Source organism: Liquorilactobacillus nagelii DSM 13675 (assembly GCF_019444005.1).
Taxonomy (GTDB): Bacteria; Bacillota; Bacilli; order Lactobacillales; family Lactobacillaceae; genus Liquorilactobacillus; species Liquorilactobacillus nagelii.
This window is the reverse complement of sequence record NZ_CP049304.1, coordinates 514,890-532,195: the sequence shown is the minus strand read 5'-3', so window position 1 is coordinate 532,195 and position 17,306 is coordinate 514,890. Positions and strand designations below refer to the sequence as shown.

The 17,306-nt window shown below is 34.7% G+C and carries 30 protein-coding genes; all 30 read right to left on the bottom strand.

The genetic code is table 11. The features are described 5' to 3' along the window. Nucleotide 1 precedes the first annotated feature (1 nt). A complete protein-coding gene (locus G6O73_RS02875; RefSeq protein ID WP_057885816.1) occupies nucleotides 2–277 on the bottom strand; it encodes a hypothetical protein in 276 nt (91 codons plus the stop codon). A 53-nt stretch (nucleotides 278–330) separates the two neighbouring features. Further along, nucleotides 331–738, bottom strand: coding sequence for a tail assembly chaperone (locus tag G6O73_RS02870; protein ID WP_057885815.1), 408 nt, complete (start codon nucleotides 736–738; stop codon nucleotides 331–333). Between the two features lie 66 nt (nucleotides 739–804). Continuing rightward, nucleotides 805–1,317 (bottom strand): phage major tail protein, TP901-1 family, encoded by a 513-nt coding sequence (locus tag G6O73_RS02865; RefSeq protein ID WP_057885814.1) that lies wholly within the window; start codon nucleotides 1,315–1,317, stop codon nucleotides 805–807. 19 nt (nucleotides 1,318–1,336) lie between these two features. Next, entirely contained in the window at nucleotides 1,337–1,726 is a 390-nt protein-coding gene (locus G6O73_RS02860; RefSeq protein ID WP_057885813.1) for a hypothetical protein, read from the bottom strand. Then, complete coding sequence (locus G6O73_RS02855; RefSeq protein WP_057885812.1) at nucleotides 1,723–2,070, bottom strand: HK97-gp10 family putative phage morphogenesis protein; 348 nt, start codon at nucleotides 2,068–2,070, stop codon at nucleotides 1,723–1,725. Before G6O73_RS02855 ends, G6O73_RS02860 begins: the two co-directional genes overlap by 4 nt. Beyond that, complete coding sequence (locus tag G6O73_RS02850) at nucleotides 2,054–2,374, bottom strand: hypothetical protein (RefSeq protein ID WP_057885811.1); 321 nt, start codon at nucleotides 2,372–2,374, stop codon at nucleotides 2,054–2,056. Before G6O73_RS02850 ends, G6O73_RS02855 begins: the two co-directional genes overlap by 17 nt. Beyond that, the gene (locus tag G6O73_RS02845) at nucleotides 2,374–2,724 is read right to left on the bottom strand and encodes a phage head-tail connector protein (RefSeq protein WP_057885810.1); all 351 of its coding nucleotides are present in this window, start codon (nucleotides 2,722–2,724) and stop codon (nucleotides 2,374–2,376) included. The genes G6O73_RS02850 and G6O73_RS02845 overlap by 1 nt, the downstream gene beginning before the upstream one ends. A gap of 11 nt (nucleotides 2,725–2,735) precedes the next feature. Next, nucleotides 2,736–2,984, bottom strand: coding sequence for an Ig-like domain-containing protein (locus G6O73_RS02840; RefSeq protein WP_083478495.1), 249 nt, complete (start codon nucleotides 2,982–2,984; stop codon nucleotides 2,736–2,738). Between the two features lie 14 nt (nucleotides 2,985–2,998). After that, nucleotides 2,999–3,904 (bottom strand): hypothetical protein, encoded by a 906-nt coding sequence (locus G6O73_RS02835; protein WP_057885808.1) that lies wholly within the window; start codon nucleotides 3,902–3,904, stop codon nucleotides 2,999–3,001. Between the two features lie 18 nt (nucleotides 3,905–3,922). After that, the gene (locus G6O73_RS02830; RefSeq protein WP_057885807.1) at nucleotides 3,923–4,549 is read right to left on the bottom strand and encodes a DUF4355 domain-containing protein; all 627 of its coding nucleotides are present in this window, start codon (nucleotides 4,547–4,549) and stop codon (nucleotides 3,923–3,925) included. A 117-nt stretch (nucleotides 4,550–4,666) separates the two neighbouring features. Further along, nucleotides 4,667–4,882, bottom strand: coding sequence for a hypothetical protein (locus G6O73_RS02825; RefSeq protein WP_057885806.1), 216 nt, complete (start codon nucleotides 4,880–4,882; stop codon nucleotides 4,667–4,669). Between the two features lie 37 nt (nucleotides 4,883–4,919). Continuing rightward, nucleotides 4,920–5,129 (bottom strand): hypothetical protein, encoded by a 210-nt coding sequence (locus tag G6O73_RS02820; protein ID WP_057885805.1) that lies wholly within the window; start codon nucleotides 5,127–5,129, stop codon nucleotides 4,920–4,922. Nucleotides 5,130–5,486: 357 nt separating this feature from the next. After that, on the bottom strand, nucleotides 5,487–6,974 hold the full coding sequence (locus G6O73_RS02815; RefSeq protein WP_057885804.1) for a minor capsid protein: 1,488 nt from the start codon (nucleotides 6,972–6,974) through the stop codon (nucleotides 5,487–5,489). Continuing rightward, nucleotides 6,949–8,388 carry a phage portal protein gene (locus G6O73_RS02810; RefSeq protein ID WP_057885803.1) on the bottom strand — a complete coding sequence of 480 codons (1,440 nt, stop codon included), beginning with the start codon at nucleotides 8,386–8,388 and terminating at the stop codon, nucleotides 6,949–6,951. Before G6O73_RS02810 ends, G6O73_RS02815 begins: the two co-directional genes overlap by 26 nt. A 13-nt stretch (nucleotides 8,389–8,401) precedes the next feature. Continuing rightward, nucleotides 8,402–9,664 (bottom strand): PBSX family phage terminase large subunit, encoded by a 1,263-nt coding sequence (locus tag G6O73_RS02805; protein WP_057885802.1) that lies wholly within the window; start codon nucleotides 9,662–9,664, stop codon nucleotides 8,402–8,404. Continuing rightward, complete coding sequence (locus tag G6O73_RS02800; RefSeq protein ID WP_057885801.1) at nucleotides 9,657–10,076, bottom strand: terminase small subunit; 420 nt, start codon at nucleotides 10,074–10,076, stop codon at nucleotides 9,657–9,659. Before G6O73_RS02800 ends, G6O73_RS02805 begins: the two co-directional genes overlap by 8 nt. Before the next feature lie 114 nt (nucleotides 10,077–10,190). Beyond that, a complete protein-coding gene (locus G6O73_RS02795) occupies nucleotides 10,191–10,619 on the bottom strand; it encodes an ECF-type sigma factor (protein WP_057885800.1) in 429 nt (142 codons plus the stop codon). 385 nt (nucleotides 10,620–11,004) lie between these two features. Continuing rightward, on the bottom strand, nucleotides 11,005–11,439 hold the full coding sequence (locus tag G6O73_RS02790; RefSeq protein WP_057885799.1) for a hypothetical protein: 435 nt from the start codon (nucleotides 11,437–11,439) through the stop codon (nucleotides 11,005–11,007). Nucleotides 11,440–11,519: 80 nt separating this feature from the next. Further along, nucleotides 11,520–11,816 carry a hypothetical protein gene (locus G6O73_RS02785; protein WP_057885798.1) on the bottom strand — a complete coding sequence of 99 codons (297 nt, stop codon included), beginning with the start codon at nucleotides 11,814–11,816 and terminating at the stop codon, nucleotides 11,520–11,522. Beyond that, nucleotides 11,813–12,049 carry a hypothetical protein gene (locus tag G6O73_RS02780; RefSeq protein WP_057885797.1) on the bottom strand — a complete coding sequence of 79 codons (237 nt, stop codon included), beginning with the start codon at nucleotides 12,047–12,049 and terminating at the stop codon, nucleotides 11,813–11,815. The genes G6O73_RS02785 and G6O73_RS02780 overlap by 4 nt, the downstream gene beginning before the upstream one ends. Then, complete coding sequence (locus G6O73_RS02775; protein ID WP_057885796.1) at nucleotides 12,042–12,437, bottom strand: hypothetical protein; 396 nt, start codon at nucleotides 12,435–12,437, stop codon at nucleotides 12,042–12,044. The genes G6O73_RS02780 and G6O73_RS02775 overlap by 8 nt, the downstream gene beginning before the upstream one ends. Next, nucleotides 12,424–12,966, bottom strand: a complete 543-nt coding sequence (locus G6O73_RS02770) for a hypothetical protein (protein WP_057885795.1) — start codon at nucleotides 12,964–12,966, stop codon at nucleotides 12,424–12,426. Before G6O73_RS02770 ends, G6O73_RS02775 begins: the two co-directional genes overlap by 14 nt. Nucleotides 12,967–13,059: 93 nt before the next feature. Then, nucleotides 13,060–13,548: a DUF3310 domain-containing protein gene (locus G6O73_RS12725; protein WP_057885794.1), complete on the bottom strand. Its 489-nt coding sequence runs from the start codon at nucleotides 13,546–13,548 to the stop codon at nucleotides 13,060–13,062. Next, nucleotides 13,545–13,817: a hypothetical protein gene (locus G6O73_RS02760; protein ID WP_057885793.1), complete on the bottom strand. Its 273-nt coding sequence runs from the start codon at nucleotides 13,815–13,817 to the stop codon at nucleotides 13,545–13,547. Before G6O73_RS02760 ends, G6O73_RS12725 begins: the two co-directional genes overlap by 4 nt. 4 nt (nucleotides 13,818–13,821) lie before the next feature. Next, a complete protein-coding gene (locus tag G6O73_RS02755; protein WP_057885792.1) occupies nucleotides 13,822–14,274 on the bottom strand; it encodes a class I SAM-dependent methyltransferase in 453 nt (150 codons plus the stop codon). Continuing rightward, a complete protein-coding gene (locus tag G6O73_RS02750) occupies nucleotides 14,271–14,558 on the bottom strand; it encodes a hypothetical protein (protein WP_057885791.1) in 288 nt (95 codons plus the stop codon). The genes G6O73_RS02755 and G6O73_RS02750 overlap by 4 nt, the downstream gene beginning before the upstream one ends. A 39-nt stretch (nucleotides 14,559–14,597) precedes the next feature. Beyond that, nucleotides 14,598–15,473: a DNA primase family protein gene (locus G6O73_RS02745; RefSeq protein ID WP_057885790.1), complete on the bottom strand. Its 876-nt coding sequence runs from the start codon at nucleotides 15,471–15,473 to the stop codon at nucleotides 14,598–14,600. After that, nucleotides 15,466–16,545, bottom strand: coding sequence for a primase C-terminal domain-containing protein (locus G6O73_RS02740; protein ID WP_057885789.1), 1,080 nt, complete (start codon nucleotides 16,543–16,545; stop codon nucleotides 15,466–15,468). The genes G6O73_RS02745 and G6O73_RS02740 overlap by 8 nt, the downstream gene beginning before the upstream one ends. 4 nt (nucleotides 16,546–16,549) lie before the next feature. Further along, nucleotides 16,550–16,834, bottom strand: coding sequence for a hypothetical protein (locus G6O73_RS02735; RefSeq protein ID WP_057885788.1), 285 nt, complete (start codon nucleotides 16,832–16,834; stop codon nucleotides 16,550–16,552). Beyond that, nucleotides 16,834–17,304 carry a hypothetical protein gene (locus G6O73_RS02730; protein ID WP_057885787.1) on the bottom strand — a complete coding sequence of 157 codons (471 nt, stop codon included), beginning with the start codon at nucleotides 17,302–17,304 and terminating at the stop codon, nucleotides 16,834–16,836. The genes G6O73_RS02735 and G6O73_RS02730 overlap by 1 nt, the downstream gene beginning before the upstream one ends. Between the last annotated feature and the right edge of the window lie 2 nt (nucleotides 17,305–17,306).

Below are 17,306 nucleotides of genomic sequence, written 5' to 3'. Positions count from 1 at the left end.
TTTATCCTCCTTTCAATTTGTGATATTCCTGAACTCGTTTAGCAATACGAACTAAAGTCGGATTCATATCTTCTTCTCGCTGAGTTGGCATATAAACATCATCGAGTTCTTTTTGATAGTCAAAAAAGTCTTTAAAGTCCTTGAATGGTGATTTTCCATCTTTATCAACGCTTTGCGCAATCATAATTGACCACGCTAAATCACGTCTAGCAGCTACGTCATCAATTTGAGACAAATTAAAAGCAAGCATTCTAGTTGAATACTCGCCAATTGTCATTTCATTGATTTCTTTTAACGACCCTATTTTTAAATATCTAAAGCAATTTAGAACTATTTCTCTGTAGGTTTCGATAGATGTCCTTTTGCTTCTTCCTGGACTTTCTTCGCCATTTCTGCCAATGTCTTTTTGTAGTTCGAAATTAAAGGTTTCGTCTGTCGTTGATTTTCTAATTCTTTGACAAATTTGTCGAAAAAATCAGTAAATGCCTTCATGGTAGGTAAACTATCAACCCATTCGTCAAACTCTTCTTCTTTCAAATCAATTTGTGTATTTAATGCCGCATGGAGTGCTTGATATAGCGGATAAGGATTTGGAGTTTGTAATTTAACATAAATAGTATTTACCCCCGTACCAAATTCAATATCCATGACTTCACTTTTAAAAATCTCATCTAATTCTTTGATAAATCCGATTCCAAAATGTAGCTTATAACGTTGACCTTTTAAGTTAATATCCATAATTTAGACCACCTTTTTAATTTTTTATAAAAGAAAAAGTGCGGAATCGAACCGCACTTCCCCAGATTAGCCATTGCTTTGATCAGCAGTAACCTTAGTAGTATCAGCGAAAGCATATTGGATTTCGTTTTGTTGATCCGCTGTCACTGTTGCTGTCCCATCAACCGGTAATTGATCAATATTCATAGTTGTTTTAATTGTTGTTAATTTGCCAACTTCCGCAGGGACTTCCCAAGACTGCAAGTAACCTTGTCCATACTTAGCGCCATATTTTCCATCGGCTTGTTTATCAGCTAAATTAATATCCCAAACTTCTAATAGTTTAGAATTCTTAGCAGCATCTTCTAAAAATTTGTTAACATCATCCAAACTAGCTACAGCTTCAATATCCAGTGTTACTGACGTTGTCGCTGGCGAGTTAATAGTTCCGTCCTTGGTTTCTGTTGAATCAGACTTAGAATCATATTTCCAACTATGTTGTGTTTGCAAAGCTAACTTAGTAGCCCCAGCTGTTGCTCGTTGTTCATATAAACGAAACATTAAAATTTTATCTTTACCATAAATAGGTGTTGCTCCCATAAAACATCTCTCCTTTTTATTAATTTGCATATTGCAATTCAAGTTCTAAAGTTCCATGCCAAAGTACATCTGCCGAAGAATTATCAAGTATCATTTGCGGTTTTGAGCTAGCAAATCCAACACGATATACATCAGCAGTATCAAGCCTTTTGGCCTTGTTAGTTAAAGCTGCCATCATATCTGTTATTTGTTTACGGTTGTTTTTTGCACCATACAAGTGAATCGTCAAAATAGATGTTCCAATTTGATGAACTAAAGATTTAACTTCAATTGGTTCTCCAAACTGCTCACCGAAATAAACGAACGGATAACTCGCATCGTCCGGTAAATAGTTATAAGTTGAATAACCTAAGGCTAGACTTTGCTTAAACATCTCGTCATAAATAGCTTGATTAGGTTCCTTACTCATTTTCTATTCGCCAACTTCCCCATTTCAGTTTCAAAAATAGTTCTTTGAGCGTAATAAGCCGGTCGAATATGTGGTTTACCAGGTTGAAATCTAGTCCCATATTCCTGATATGGATCATAGTTAGCATCTCCACTGACAGTAGCAGTAAATTCAAGGCCACTGATTACGAAATTTAAGTGAATATTACGCTTTAAAAAGCCAGTATCAACTGGGGCTAAACGCTGGGCTTTTTGCTGCATTTGCATGCCATTGCTTTTAGTAACTTCAATGGCTTTAGCAGCAACTTTGGTTTTAGCGTTGAAGAAGCTCATTAGTCCCTCACCACCACTAAGTGTTACTCCCATTTGCATTACCACCTTTAAGAGTTAAAATTTGCCGTCTATTAACCGTTTTGGATAGTTCTAACGTGTACCGAGTATTATTTATCAAGGCATAGTCAAAAGTGTCTAAAAACGGCTGTTTGAGGTGTACAATGACATCTGTTGTTTTTAAGTCACCAATCACCAATGCAGACTTAGTCATTGATGGAGTTACTACATGACAAAGTACACTAGTTTCTTTGCTCTCACCTTCAACGTCTTGACCTAAATCCGGGTCATAATGACTAGCTGTTTTTTTAACGAATGTGATTGTATCAAGATATCTCATCAGTACATCACGAACTTTCCAGTAGCGTTGCCATCATTTTGATTAGCAATCCAATCAGCAATATCATTTGCAAATGGTGCTAAATCATCAGTTTCATACGTAGCGCTAACTTCTGATTCGCTTGCCGACTTCTTGCCTTCATCGCTAATTCGATTAAACCTTGAAACACTTGCTTCAACTACGATATACCCAAGTTCATCAGGCACATCTTCCGAAACTTTTTTACCAATTTTTGACTTCAAACGAGCTGAAATCAAATCAATAATTGTGTTTAAAACATCATCTTGCGAGTTATCTTTCAAGCTCAAAAGTGATTTAATCTTAGTTAATACCTGACTTGAATCAGCCATTTAAATCACTCCTAACTAGCAGCACTAACAGTTACAGCTAATGTGCTTGTTACATCGCCAGTAGCAAAGGTAATCGTTGCTGAACCAGCTGTAACTAAATTAACTGTAAAACTGCCATCACTGTTTTTAGCAACAGTAGCGATTGATGTATCGCTAGATGTTGCTGTTACATCTCCCGAAGCGCCATCAGGTGTCAAAGTTGCAGTCACTGACTTAGTAGTGCCAGCGGTACCGCTCATTGTCTTTTGACTTAATGTGATACCGTCAGGCGCTACTATTTTGACCCCAATGTTCCTTTTAAGACACCATTTTCAACTTCAGCAAACAGATTGATGCCCTGGTAGATAACTGATTCGTTACTCAAGTTTTCAATCGTATCATCTTGGACTAACGCGATTAAACCAGTCTCGTCAGTAGTTACCGTTTTGTTCTGGAACAGTTTGCTTGATTCACCATTTACATCAATGTACTGGAGATTAATGTTATCTTTAACTGTCGCATAGAAAGTTCCAGCTGGAACACTAGCGTTTAAAATAACATCAAAATTACCACCCAAAAAGCCTTTCAATAAGGTAAGACCAAAAGCGACGCCTTGACCGTTTTGGATAGCTGCTGTTCCTAAATAATTACCGGCATCGACAGGGTTAATGAACATAATAATCTGTGGTGTATCAGTATCAAACTCACTTAACAACTTGCCATAGACTTTGCCGTAAGCGTCTTGTAAATCTCCGACAGTACCCAAATCGTTGGGAGCGGTACCCAAGTAACTAAAGAACTTAGCACGAATATCTTTTTGGATATCCTGAAGCATCTGTTGCTGAGTTTTTTCGACAGCTAAGTCATAGCCGTATTTTTGAACAGCTTCAATAGTTGTTCCCATACGGTACTTACTGAATCCAACGGTGTAAGTGTTAGCTACTTCACGTGTGATTTTGGTTAACGGAATAGTTTCACCCTCACCGATTGTTGCTGGATCAACTTCAGCATTATTTGAATCTTTTGGTTTAGTAATACCAAATTTGTAAGTTTGGATCTGATTACCTTGTTTCATCGGCTGTAAACGAGTAACCCCTAATGCTTCCTGTAACTTTTTAACGGAATAGCCAAACTGATTGACGAAATCAATTGCATTGACCGTACCTAAACTATTTTTATCAATTAAATTTGCATCTGCCATTTATAAAAACTTCCTTTCTTATTTAAAAAGCTGAATATTATCAGCGATGGCTTTCTTGCGCTTAAACGAATCCTTAATCGCTAAGATTTCAGCTTTTGTCATTGTTTTGATAGATTTACCAGACTCGGTTGGAGTATCACCTTTTAACAACTCGGTTTTAACAGCTTCACGTACTCGGTCAGCAAAACTAATTAACTGATTGACATTAGCCTGAGTTGATTCAGCATCACTGGTAACTACCAAGTCAAGTTCATCATCAGTTACATTTAAACCAGCTTCACTCATCATTGAACGAGCTTGCTTCGTCATTTCAAACTTAGCAAGTTTAGCTTCAGCTGCTTCAGCACGTTCAGTCTGTTTCTGCAACTGATACTCTTTTTTCTGGTCAGCATTCATCTTAGCCAACTTTGCAGCTTCATCTTTAGCAGCCTGAATCTTCACTTCTTGAGCTTTACGTTCGCGTTCCAAGCGTTCATTAACCATCTGATTTACTTCTTCTTGAGTGAACGTTTTTGTTTTTTTAGTTGATTCTTGCTGTTGTTCTTGTTGATTATCTTCAGTTTTCGTTTGAGTTTCAGAATTATCCGCGGTGTCATCTTGTTGTTCTGCGAAATACTGTAGATTCATCTTCATTTTGTCATTCATAAAACAATTCCTCCTCGTTTTTAAGACCCGGTGGTCTGTCTACTCACGATTATTCTTTAACGCCTATAATCGAGGAAAAAAGGCAAAATAAAAAACAATCAAACTTAATTGAGTGCTTCAATCTGGTATTCTAGTTGTCAAACTATGAACGCAATCCACTGAAATAATAAAATCTTGTCCATCATTTATTATGAACCTTAAATATTGATGTTTCTTATCCCCAAGCATTGCATTTACGGTTTCATCGCTTGCTAGAACTTCTTTTGAACGAAGAACGGTTGTTGTTTCATCATTTTCGTTATAAGCCCAATATTGCAATAAATAATGTTTCATTTTCACTCCACTAAAAAAGCACTGAAATTAATCAGTGCTAGTAAAATATATTTGGATCGTAATCGCCAAATGACTTGTTATCCTCGATTGCTTTTTCAACTAAATCAAGTATCCGTAAAGCTTCAGCCTTATCCACGTTATTAGTGCTAAGAAGCTTTATAATTGGTAAATCATCGTTGAACTTAGCTGAATACTCATCATTAGCTTTTTGTAGGATAGGTCTAGCTTCTTCTTCAACAGAAAACATTATTCAGCCCCTTTCTTGGCAATATCCTCTAATAAATCGAAATAGGCTTTTGAAGTGCTTGGAAAATACTTCTGTATGATTTCAAGCGATTTAGGATTAGCAGCAAGCGACTCTGTTATGTGAGCAACAAATTCAGTTTGCTGATTAGTATCATTATTCCAATAACGCTTCCCATGCCCAATTTTAAATGGATATTCTCCAAAATCTTTAGTTGATTCAAGTATATCAGAAAGCGGACCATACTCACTTTCAGTAAGTTTTTTGTTTTTGATTTTCTGCTTAAAATCATCAATAAACTTAGTTCGAGCGTTTTCCTGTTTTGCTAGTATATCGTAAGCATTATTATACCAATCAGTTTTAGCTTTGGCCTCTCCTACGTGGCTTTGGGCCTAAGCTTTCAATGCTTGGTATCCCACTATAAATCGTATTGTTTAAATCATCCTTTATCAAGCCTGCTAAGTCATATTCTTTAGAACTCGAAATATGAACTGTTGAGCCTTCAACTTTTTTCATTTTACCTGCAATTCTTACTTTCGTCATTTTACCAGTAGGCAAAAATTCTTTTCCAAGTAAGTCTTTTGTGGCGAAATTATCAACAGCGTGTCCCATCTCGTGAAATACAGCTTGAAGCGGCTTATTGTAGCTGTTACCAGTAAAGCTATTTTTATAAGCAAGTATTTTTTTCGTGAGAGCATTGTAGTTTTCAGACTCTGAACTGTCTCCAATCCGGTCATAGTTTTTGTAATCAAACTTAAATTTGTCTTGATACCTAGTTAATACTGATTTGAGACGCGGGTCAAAATCTGGTGAATTAATTTTGTTTTTTAATACTTCGTAGTTATTTTCACCAATTTGTGCTTTCAAATCTTTGTTTTCAAAATCTTGAATGCCTTTTACTGTATCAGCTGTTTCATCCGCTAGCCATTTTGGTTTATCAGCAGCGGCTTTACTACAACGACAATTAGCATGAACTGGAATGCCTGGAGCTTTAGTCAATGGATAAAAGCCATCATTAGCAGCAGCAATATCTTGACACTGCTCACACGCTGTTGGTTCAGCTACCCACTTAACATATTCAATACCAAACTTTTTAAAACTTGCTATCTGAGCTTCGTCTTGAACTCTAGCTGTTTCAGTTCTCATTAAGCGTTCAGTCATATAACTAGCGTTTTTAACTTTAGTTGATACTTGTTTTCGCAATTGACTAGCTAAAACATTAGGGTTAATACCTTGAACCATTGATTGAGTTAAAAGCTTATCTAATTCAGCTTTCAGAGTATCTTGATTGACCCATATTCTTTGTGACCAGGTAGCCCCATGGAAACTAGCATTAACTACTGCTGAAACCTTAGCTAAGACATCATCAATTTTGTGTTTGCTTAAAATACCGGCTTGACGTTTTACCTCGTCAATATAGCTTTGATTCAAATTTTGATTTAATCGTTGTTCTTCTTGATTAGTAACTTCAGTCATTGCCAATCCAATTTGAGATTTTAAATACTCCAAGCGATTTATTCGCATTGTTGCATTATAAATTTTCAAACGATCATTAGCATAAGAACTAAAGTCCTTTTCTTTAACCATTTTAGCAGCAATCTTTTCAAAAGCTCGCACATCAAACTTACTAATAGCTTTAACTGCATCGTCCATTCCAAGATTTTCTTTACTAGCGTATCGCATGTAAAAATCTGAAATTTGTTTATTGATTGTATCGGTCAATTGCTCATAGTGTTTCTGAATTAATTTAGCATAATCAGCATCGTTTTTGATATTAGCATCAATCCATTTGCTTTCAATCGTTTCACGCTTTTTCCAGTAACTACTGTTCGTCGTCGGTTTCGTCATCTTCTACACCAGATTTCTGCTGATTATCAAAATTGTAATTCGCTGGATTGCTATTAACTGCTGACGTGATTCCTTCTTTTTCTTCATCTTGAATCTTTTGAATCTCTGCTTTAGGATCATCAACAATTGACAAAACTTTAAGTTGAGTTTCTTTAGACACAATACCTTCAAGCGTTTGAGCAGTAGTGGCTTCATTTGCAATGTTCCGTGGTAAGTTCCTGGTAAACTGAAAACTCAATTCATCAGCTGGATTACTTTGCGTATTACCAGTCAAAGTATTAACTACTTTTTTGACAAATGAAGTTTTGGCCACATTGCTAATATTGAATAATATTCGATAAAACTCGCGCAAAGCATTAGTAAACTTGCGCTCTTTATTTGACGCTAACGAACGCATAGCTTGCATTTTAAGTTCAATCGAATAACCACTGGCAGTATCAGCTGAACCGGTAGTATTGACATCATTTAAATTAGTAACCATTGCTGTTTGAAATAAATATTCAGCTAAACGATCTAACAGATTTTCTTGGGTTCCATCTCCATTTGGTCGTTCAAGAAACTTAGCATCTGAATCAGGAGATTCATTCGCAATCACTCGATTATCAGACATGTTTTTAATCATATCTGCATCAAACTCGCCGCCTTTAAACATTAGATACGCATCAGCAATAGCTTCAACGTCATTGGCTTTTTGAGATAGTGCACTATTGATTGCATTCATAATCGGTTTAACAGATTCAAACACTCCTTGATGTTCTTCGTTTTCAATAAATTCGACAGCTGGAACTGATTTAAACAAATGCGGCTTACGATCAATAATTTTAAAGTCGCTATCAAAATTCAATATCTCACTATCAGTGTATGCTGTACCAGTTAAATTATTATCCTCATCAACACTGTATCGAATAAAACAAACAGGATTATGAGCAACGGTATCGTCATAAACCATTAATGATTTTAGCGGTGATGAAACAGCACAATTAGTATTAGCATTCTCATCCTGATAGAGCATTAAAAAAGAACGGCCGTAAATACTGCTTTGTTTAGCAACTTCACTTAATTTATCAAACATTGATGTCCGATTATTGAATGTCTGCAAATCATCATTACTTGAATCATCAGGCAAGCTAATCTTTGGTGGAACACCAATAAAGAATCCATTGGAAATATCTGTAATGTATTTTGCAAAGTTTACTAAGATTCGATTATCTGGTTTATTTAGCGGTTTAGCTTCTTGATCTAGAATCGGATAATGACCTTTGTACATATTGATATTTTCTTGATAATTAGTTGCTAGTGTTTGCTGATTATATTTAACAAATCCTTCAATATCGTCACTTGTTAATTCTTCGCCAACTGGAAACAAAAACATATCGTTCTCACTGATTGAACCTTTACCATTTACTTTTGCCATTATTTCACCACCTTTAAATTGTTATATTAATCGTCTTGAACTTCGGTCTTGCTTGACCGTTTACTTCTTCAACGGCATACCTAATTGCATCCCAACAGTGATTATATGAATCGACTGGTTTATTAATATACTCACCTGTCTTTTTATCTTTCTGATAAGTGTAGTTTTCAATTTCTTCAATCGTTTTAACACAACGATCATCAATAATAATTTCAAATTGTTGTAAAAATGAAATTCCTTGAATAACTGAATCTGGACCTTTTGTAGCTGGTCTAATTCGACTAACTCCATTACGCTTAATTTCTTCAATTGATTTCTTTTCTGCTGCATCAGCTGTAATCACTTCTTTGGAATATCCTAGGTCTTTAATTACATTTGCAATCTCATTATTGAGCATCCCTTTTTTTACATATTCTTCAAGGATATAAAGCTTTAGATTTCTCATATCGGCTTTAACGTGAATGAATACTGATGGGTCGTTAACGAAACCAAAATCAAGACCGAATAAACTTCGTATATCTTGCAGCTGATCCACGTGTAATCGTTGAGTTTTATAAACTGGAAATACTAACTTATCCAATGTTGCAAACTTACCAAGCGTATAAATCTTGTAATAAGCTGGATTAGTAACTTTCAAGCGTTCAATAGTTGCAATATTATCTTTATCTAAGAATCTATTATCTTTATAGGTTGAATGATGAATTACAACTCGTTTCGTATCTATTTGAGCATCTTCGCTGAACCATTGCTTGTAAGTCCAATTCAATTTAGACACTGGATTAAACATTGCAAATAATTGACGTTGTTTATGTTTCGGTTCACGAAGTCGCAAAGTAAGTTGAGTATAATCATCAATCGTAAATTCAGATGCTTCTTCCATCACCACATCAGATAAGCCTTTAATAGACTTAATTTTTTCAGGATCATCCATTCCTTTGAACAAAAAAACCGAGCCATTCGGTAATTCAATGGTTCGGTCTGACTTATTCACTTTACAAAATGCCAATATTTTCCAAGTACCTAAACAATCAAGAACATCAGCAAAGATTGATTCCTTAATTGTTCGATCAACCTTTCGCAACCAAAGTACTTTTCTAGGATGTTTCCAAGGCTGCAATGATTTTAAAACTACTTTTTGAACAACACCATGAGATTTACCACTTGATGCTCCTCCGTACCAAACTTCAATGAATCGACTATAATCAAATAGATTGTCATAAATTTGACGATTAAACACTCGGCCAGGCTTAGGAAAACTCAAATTAATCTTAGTCATCGTAATCACCAACCCCGATATCAATTGTTAAATCACCATTTATTTCTTTCTTATCAGTCCAAGCGCCATAGCGTTTACCAATTAATTCAGCAGCTTTAATTCTATCTTTAGCTGATACTTCCACATCATCATAAAGCCCTTTAGCAGTTGCTACTGTTTCAGTCTGTTCTCCACGTAATACAGATGTTAAATACTCCATGACTTCTTTCATGTCAGCAACTTTTGCGCTATCGAGTTCTTTTAGCTTATTAGTTAGATAACTTTTAACGGTAGTATTTTGTAGTAGCTTATTATCATTCGTATGTGCATAGTTTTTGCTGTAACCAGCTTTTACTGCTGCACTGGTGGCATTACCAGAAATAATATATTCATCAGCAAATTTCTTTTGTTTAACTGTTAATCTTTTATTCATAGCACCACCTTCCCCAAATTAAAAAGGAATATATAAATTATATACATTCCCTAATCGATTATCCAAGTATAACTATCTCACTAAAAAATAAGTCAATTAAATGACCTTGTAATGTCATAATGAAAGTTTTGTTTTTCTAACACCACTGACGTAAAGTCTAATGATATGCCGTTCAGAAAACGTCATCAGTTTAGAAATATCATGCAATGTAATTCCTTCAAGAAAGTACAAATCCAAAACTCTAGCTTCATTATTGTTTTCTAGTTTGTCCAAAGCATTTTCAATTTCAGTTCTTAGCTTTCTAGCATCTTTTAAAAAGTTATTAATCCGTTCTTCAATTTCTTTTTTCTGAATTAATAAATCATCAAGAGTAATTTTAATCGAACTACCTGGTTCAGCTTTTAATGCCGGACTTTGAATTGAATTAATCCTTGAATCAAGTCGATATAATTTTTCTTCCCAGCGATCAACCTTATTCATGATTATTCTGTATTTTATTAAATATCCTTTATTCATTCGAAATACATCATCATTGCTTGTCAAAATCTCACCTCACTCGAAATATAACAAAATAACAAAAACTTTTCTAACTCCCATATATATTTAATTTACCCTCTAACATAACTACTTTATACTCACCTACTATATATTACTTATAAATAAAGAAAATATATAGAGATTGTGTTATGAAGTTCTGTTATAACCGGTAAATCAACGTTTTTCTATAACAAAATCTATAACAAAATCATAACAGAATAACAAAATCGTCTTTTTTATAACAAAAAGTTGTCTAGACCAATATTGCTGATTTTCTAAAATAACAAAATCTAAATAACAAAAACGAGATTATGTTATAGATTCTGTTATACTTTTTGTTATGAACATTTTTAAATAAACTATTTAATACTATTGATAAAATGAATTTTTATTAATTACTATTCATTTTACGATAAACTTTAAACTGACCTAAAGTTTTTTTCATATACAAAGCTTCTCGAATTGTACTAGCAGCATATCCAGTTTTTTCAACAGCTTCATCAATGTTTACATATTCGATAGTACGACCGTCTACACCGTTTTCAAATATCAATTTCTTTCTGTCGATCATTAATCGTTGATAAAGTTTAGCGAACTGTGGCTGACGTAAAACATCGTAGATAGTGTGCTTGTCAACACCTAATTTTTCAGAAGCAGTAGTTACACTAAAATTACCTACTCGTAAATGGTAACGGACATAATTTACTAATTTCTTGTGACGATCCTTTTTGGCTTGGATAGCTGCTTGCTGATGATTCAACTCGTGTTGTTTCATGCGACGGTGTTTCTTTTTAATTACTGAACGTTTCTTATTTCGCTTACTCATCGTTGCTTCACCTCTTGTCCAGATAAACAATCCAACCGCATAAGATCATAAAAGCAATTAAACATATTGATACCCACATACTACTCATCCCCTAGCTTTCTGCCACAGAATTGGCAAAAGTTTACATAAATTAAAACGTCTCCACACAAGTTGCTGTGTTTGCGCAATTCATTGCAGTATTCTAGTTTTGACCACTCTCTTCCGCTTAAAGGCGCATGACAGAACCCACATTTCATCTGTTCCTCGGTTGGTGCAGCTAAAATTTGTCGAACTTCCTGTTGTGTATACGTTACGTCTGTTGCTTGAAAAATCTGTAACTGGTCGTAATATCCGTTAAGCTCTCCGAGATTAGCCAGCAGGTCTGATCTAGTTTTCATTTTTCAACCCCCACCTCGTCAATAATCTTTAGCTCAACAAAATCTTTCCTAAGAAAAGAAATTGTTTGGTCGTTTATTGTGATATAAAGTATTTTATTTCTACGAGAAAAAATATTTCCTTTTATATAAGCCTTTATCGCATCAATGCCTCTTAAAAAATCATCGTCCTTTTGAAACCAGGGGGATTCAAACGTTTCTCTAACCGTTTTTATAATTATTTTTGCATTATTCATTTTCCAACTCCCACTTTGGAACCAATTTAATAACATCGTAAATAAATGTTTCACAACGTGTCTTGTTAAACCTGTAGCATACTTTTTCTGACCCACAAGGCTTATCAATAACTAGCTGGGTACTCCTCAGTCCCCTCATTATAGCTAAGCCACCTTCGCTATCAAACCTTTTGTCATAATAAGCATAGTAATCTGATGAATCTGACCAAGCTGGTTTGGGAGTGAAGTCCTTCCAAATTTTTTTTGCTGCCATGTAAAGGAACTTCAAGATGTCTATATTTTCTAAATCGAAATCTAACCTTTCCTCACTTCCAGAATTTAAAAGCTCAATGTTTGTCCTATTTATTGATACAGTTATTTGTTTCCCATATTTATCAGTGAATATCATGTGCAATTTCCTCCTTGCATTTTTCTAAGTCGATTGCTTTAAATTTCGGCAATTTCTGTAATTTGTCTATTTCTGATTGAGTGAACTGACTGGCATTAGGCTTATATACGATGCGGAAATTATCATATTCATCTTGCTCTAAATAATACTCACCTAAAATTTTGATGTAGTATTTTTTCTCTTTCACAACCTCAATAAGCGATGGGTTGCGAAGACTATTTAATAAGTCCATCTGCTTGTCAAAAGAACCAGCGACACGTGCGTTTAATTCTGGATAGTTGTTAGACTCAACTAAGAAACGTATAGCTTGGTAGGCACTACTTGAATAGCTTAAAAATAGTTTTTTATATAGCTCATCAAATTCCTTTTTCTCTGCTTCACTGAACCTAATTTTCTCCGGCTTAGTAAATTTAGACAGCTTGCCTAAAATCTGCCTGCTAATGATGATAGTGTTTGAGCTAGCATTTAATTCAGCTGCCTGTTCATCATCAATTTTCAAAACTAATTTGTCGCCAGCTTTCAGTGTCATTTACGATTCCTCCAATTTTCAGCTATTAACCAAATCACAATTCCATAAAACATCGCTTCTAATACCTCGAAGAATAAATTAACTATATTTATTTTAAAAAGCTCCAATACGATCGTCGTTTTCGGCTAGTTTCTCGAATTCAATTAATCTGCCAAGATAAACCTGTGCTTTTTTCAAATCTTCAATACCATTCTTTTCAGCATATCTCGTTACGTATTTAGTAATGTTGCCTTTATAAAAACCAATGGTTTCTTGACGTGTCATTAATCCACTTTCAAAACGATCAAATAAATCCTTTCCATCGTCACCAGCGTAATATGTTGGTTTCGTAATACTTTCATCATTCATTAAATCAGTCACCTCGATGTAAGTTTTTGGATTTTCGTTGATTAGTCCTGATGTTAAATACAGTAAATAATTTCCGTAGCTCGCCCTACGAGTTTCATCATCTACTCTAATCATTGTGTTACTACCACAGTCACTCCAAATATTTTGGAAAGGCCATGTGTAGTATTTTCTTTTTAATCTTTCAAGTAACCAACGATAGCTATCATAGGTTCGGCAAAGATAATATTTATTCAAAACGCCCACCTCTTAACTCTAACTGGTGATCGTTTAGCTACTTTCTGATGTTGACTTTCTTGTAAATTAAAATGATTATGGTGATATTTCGGATTGTACTTAATTGGTTTCATCCCAACACTTATTTTATGAACTATGCAATGACTGAAATCAGCTAAATCTTCTATACACAACGTATTATCGTAAACATTAATCACTTTGCTTTTCTTATGAGTTTTGCCGTGTATGTCCATGACATTGGTTAAAATACTGCCTTTTTCGATACGCATTGAATCACTCCTTCAAAAACACTAACCATCTTGTTTTGCTACGCCTATCCCCAAAAATAGGTCTGGCCGCAATAGCTTTTAGCATTTCAGTGGTCTTAATCTGGTCTTCGTTCCATTTCATGATTAACACACCATTTTGCTTTAAAACCCTTCGACACTCATCAAAACCTCTTAGCAATGTTGTTTGCCACGTATTAGGCAACACTCCGTATTTTTTGGCCAACCATGATGTTTTACCCGCATAAATTAGGTGCGGTGGATCAAAAACGACTAAATCAAAAGTATTGTCCTCAAAGTCCATATCTCTAAAATCTCCTTGGACATCTGGATTAACGTCGATAATGTGTCCGTCAGCTAATTGCTCATAACTTTTTCGCATATCCATGTAGGTTGTGTGTGGCTCTTGCTTGTAATACCAAAACATTCTTGAACCACAACAAGCATCTAGAATTTTCATTTCATTTCCTCCAAATAATTGTGTTTAAAAAGTTGTTCAATATCTTCTAAAGATCCAGCACCCGCGGTGTCACCATCAAAATTGCCTTCTGAGAAATCTTTATCATCTATAACTGATACTGGATTTGAATTTTTTTCACACACTACTTGAACAATTTGATTGTTTCCAATGAGTAAAAATCCCCCCTTAACCATGCTCATTGCGCCTTCACCTGTATATTTTGTAAAGTAACAATATCCTTCTTCATCCACCTGTTTATAAATTTTTCCTAATTTTAGTTTCATTTTTATATTCCTTCCGTTTTGGATAGACAGCAGACACAGTTAAAGAGCAACAACAAAGTATCGCTTACCATCACCATGCTGTTTCTGACGTCTTTCTAAATCAAATTTATCAATCAATTCTCGGTTAAATATCTTTTTACCAGTTACGTTATTAGCTTTGATTCCTGATTGTTTACACCAATCTGCAAAATCTGAATATAAATCTGAACTTGGTGTTTCTAAAACTTGTTCCAAAGTTATTTCTTGGTCCGCTACCCAGCTTAAAGTTGTTGAGTTATCTGTCCTATACTGATTCATGACTTCTAAAACTCGTTGCGGTTGAGTAAACTCACCTTTGGTCATTAATCGCTGAATACCTTTTAAAGCGATATTTAACAGATAACTCATAGCATTGTCGGTAGTAATCTTATCTTCAATATTTGGATCATAATCTTCATCATCAGCACTAAATTCAGCATCGAATGGAATAAACATTAAGCGGCTGTAAAAACCCTCTGTTTTATCATAAGAACGCGGAATCTCATTAGCTGAGAAAATCATTTTTGCATATGGTTCTAGTTCAAATGGTCGCTCGCCTTTTCGTTCAACCGTGATTGAATTACCAGTAAACAACTTTTTGATTGTTCCAGTTTTCTTGAGAGATACATTGTTGATATCATCACCGATATTGGCTAATTTATGTTCTAATTCAGCAATCTTGAATCTATCAGCTAATTCGTCTAATCCAATACTTGAGTAGTTTCTCTTACCTAAGAAGTTCTTAATCATATCTAAGATAGTTGATTTTCCATTGTGGCCACCACCTACAAACATAAAACCTTTCCGATACCTGGTGTTTTTAATGAAACAATATCCAAGCATTTCCTCGAATAATTCTCGAATCTCTTGATCATTTACAAAAACCTTATCAAGCATATGCAAAAACCTTATCAAGCATATGATCAACATCAGAATTATAAGCTTCAGGATCATAAACCACTGGGATTCGGTCAAATTCAGTTTGTTTGTAATCAAAATCAAGCTTTTCACCAGTCCTAACATCTAATCGTGTATTTTTTAAATTTATGATATACGGATTCAACTTAATATCTGCTGGATTCTTATGGGTTTCAATTCTGATGTAGGCTAGAACTTCATTTCTTTGGGTCTGTTTGATACCAGGAAACATTTCAATCATCTTACGTTCAATGATTCGGTCATCTTGCTGATAAAAACCATCATCATAAACATAAAGTTGATTATTGACTGTTAAAATATGATATTGTTTGATTAATTCATTGCCAAAAACGTTATGCTTAAACCCACTAATTTTCTTAGAAGTCATTTTTTTGACTTCCTTTTCAGGTTTAAATGATTCATCACGCAAAATCTGACTTAACTCATGCTCACCAAGTGGATCATCAAAAACAAAATCATTAATTACTTGAATAGTATCTTTGATTTCATCTTTTTTAAATCCTTGCCCCTGTAGATAGACAATGTAACTAAATAGTTGTTGATTCCGACCATCACCATTTGACATTTCTTTAAAATTAAATTTGTCAGCAGGTGTTGAAACTGGTCTTAGAAAAACCGGTACTTCGTCTAAGTCTTTTAGGCTGACTTTATTAACAACTGGACGTTTGGTTCCATTTTTCTTTAAAACAACATATGATCGCTTATCGCCATTAACACCTGAACGGCAGTCAGAATATAAACCACAAGCAAGCCTAGCTTTAACGAAGTTCTTGAACTGAATACTGGATTTAAACCAGAAATGATAACCTCGTTTAGTTTTATAGACCCTGCTTTTCAACTTTAGTTCTTTAACAATGTTAAACATAATTTCAGCATCGTCAGTCGTGTCAAAGTCAAGCACAATATAACCTTTAGGTACGACTACTGCATAATTATCAAAGTCTTTAACTTCTTGGACTGTCTTAGTTTGACTAGGGTCTTTGAATTTATGAATTGGTTGCTTATTATCATTTAAAATAATAAATTCCAAAATTCTAACCCCCTAACTTACGTATTATTTCTGTAAACTCTGAAAAACTCCTAGGTGTAAATTGCTTACCACCGCTGCGTTCAATTCGCTTTTTATGAATCACTTGATCAGGTTGCATTTGATTATTGCCAACTTTTAATTCAAAAGCTACAAACTGACCATTCAAACATATAAGAATATCAGGAGTGCCTTTTGCGGCACGTCCTGAACCATAAACATTAACAGCATATATCTGATGTTGTTTCAGATACTTCATGCATTTTGTCTGTAAAACTGCTTCTTTTCCCATTAAAGATCATCCAAGGCGTCCAAATCATCTTCCACATCATCATTTTGGCTTGGTGCTGCATTTTCTTCATCATCAGTACTATCAAAACCATCTGCTGACTTCATATTATTCAGGCGAACATTAACAAATGGTTTACCAGTTTTATCGCTAACAGTGTCAGATTCAACATGTTCAACATCAGCTTGAATATATTTACCTACTAGTTCATCTGTATCAGCTTCGCCAGCGCCCCATTGGTCTAAAATCACACCTACCCAATAGCTCCAAGCTTTTTGAGCGCCCTCATTTAAAGAACCATCAGCTTTTTGAAATTGGAATCTCTCAACATGCTTTTGACCTGATTTAGTAACTAAGTTAATGCTTAACTTTCCAAAGTCCTCATACTTGCTGGTATCGATTGATTCAACTTTCAAAACAACATGGCCCTCTGGTAATAACCCACTGTTTACTTCTACTGTTCCAATTTTCATAA

Excerpts from the sequence above, each read along its gene's own strand:
- G6O73_RS02865 (WP_057885814.1), bottom strand. The coding sequence starts at position 1,317 with ATGGGAGCAACACCTATTTATGGTAAAGATAAAATTTTAATGTTTCGT.
- G6O73_RS02810 (WP_057885803.1), bottom strand. The coding sequence starts at position 8,388 with ATGGCAAAAGTAAATGGTAAAGGTTCAATCAGTGAGAACGATATGTTT.
- G6O73_RS02825 (WP_057885806.1), bottom strand. The coding sequence starts at position 4,882 with ATGAAACATTATTTATTGCAATATTGGGCTTATAACGAAAATGATGAA.
- G6O73_RS02800 (WP_057885801.1), bottom strand. The coding sequence starts at position 10,076 with ATGAATAAAAGATTAACAGTTAAACAAAAGAAATTTGCTGATGAATAT.
- G6O73_RS02805 (WP_057885802.1), bottom strand. The coding sequence starts at position 9,664 with ATGACTAAGATTAATTTGAGTTTTCCTAAGCCTGGCCGAGTGTTTAAT.
- G6O73_RS02730 (WP_057885787.1), bottom strand. The coding sequence starts at position 17,304 with ATGAAAATTGGAACAGTAGAAGTAAACAGTGGGTTATTACCAGAGGGC.
- G6O73_RS02820 (WP_057885805.1), bottom strand. The coding sequence starts at position 5,129 with ATGTTTTCTGTTGAAGAAGAAGCTAGACCTATCCTACAAAAAGCTAAT.
- G6O73_RS02790 (WP_057885799.1), bottom strand. The coding sequence starts at position 11,439 with ATGAGTAAGCGAAATAAGAAACGTTCAGTAATTAAAAAGAAACACCGT.
- G6O73_RS02750 (WP_057885791.1), bottom strand. The coding sequence starts at position 14,558 with ATGAAACTAAAATTAGGAAAAATTTATAAACAGGTGGATGAAGAAGGA.
- G6O73_RS02780 (WP_057885797.1), bottom strand. The coding sequence starts at position 12,049 with ATGAATAATGCAAAAATAATTATAAAAACGGTTAGAGAAACGTTTGAA.
- G6O73_RS02845 (WP_057885810.1), bottom strand. The coding sequence starts at position 2,724 with ATGGCTGATTCAAGTCAGGTATTAACTAAGATTAAATCACTTTTGAGC.
- G6O73_RS02770 (WP_057885795.1), bottom strand. The coding sequence starts at position 12,966 with ATGACACTGAAAGCTGGCGACAAATTAGTTTTGAAAATTGATGATGAA.
- G6O73_RS02875 (WP_057885816.1), bottom strand. The coding sequence starts at position 277 with ATGACAATTGGCGAGTATTCAACTAGAATGCTTGCTTTTAATTTGTCT.
- G6O73_RS02835 (WP_057885808.1), bottom strand. The coding sequence starts at position 3,904 with ATGGCAGATGCAAATTTAATTGATAAAAATAGTTTAGGTACGGTCAAT.
- G6O73_RS02855 (WP_057885812.1), bottom strand. The coding sequence starts at position 2,070 with ATGGGAGTAACACTTAGTGGTGGTGAGGGACTAATGAGCTTCTTCAAC.
- G6O73_RS02785 (WP_057885798.1), bottom strand. The coding sequence starts at position 11,816 with ATGAAAACTAGATCAGACCTGCTGGCTAATCTCGGAGAGCTTAACGGA.
- G6O73_RS02735 (WP_057885788.1), bottom strand. The coding sequence starts at position 16,834 with ATGGGAAAAGAAGCAGTTTTACAGACAAAATGCATGAAGTATCTGAAA.
- G6O73_RS02870 (WP_057885815.1), bottom strand. The coding sequence starts at position 738 with ATGGATATTAACTTAAAAGGTCAACGTTATAAGCTACATTTTGGAATC.
- G6O73_RS02815 (WP_057885804.1), bottom strand. The coding sequence starts at position 6,974 with ATGACGAAACCGACGACGAACAGTAGTTACTGGAAAAAGCGTGAAACG.
- G6O73_RS02755 (WP_057885792.1), bottom strand. The coding sequence starts at position 14,274 with ATGAAAATTCTAGATGCTTGTTGTGGTTCAAGAATGTTTTGGTATTAC.
- G6O73_RS02830 (WP_057885807.1), bottom strand. The coding sequence starts at position 4,549 with ATGAATGACAAAATGAAGATGAATCTACAGTATTTCGCAGAACAACAA.
- G6O73_RS02850 (WP_057885811.1), bottom strand. The coding sequence starts at position 2,374 with ATGAGATATCTTGATACAATCACATTCGTTAAAAAAACAGCTAGTCAT.
- G6O73_RS02745 (WP_057885790.1), bottom strand. The coding sequence starts at position 15,473 with ATGCTTGATAAGGTTTTTGTAAATGATCAAGAGATTCGAGAATTATTC.
- G6O73_RS02760 (WP_057885793.1), bottom strand. The coding sequence starts at position 13,817 with ATGCGTATCGAAAAAGGCAGTATTTTAACCAATGTCATGGACATACAC.
- G6O73_RS02860 (WP_057885813.1), bottom strand. The coding sequence starts at position 1,726 with ATGAGTAAGGAACCTAATCAAGCTATTTATGACGAGATGTTTAAGCAA.
- G6O73_RS02775 (WP_057885796.1), bottom strand. The coding sequence starts at position 12,437 with ATGATATTCACTGATAAATATGGGAAACAAATAACTGTATCAATAAAT.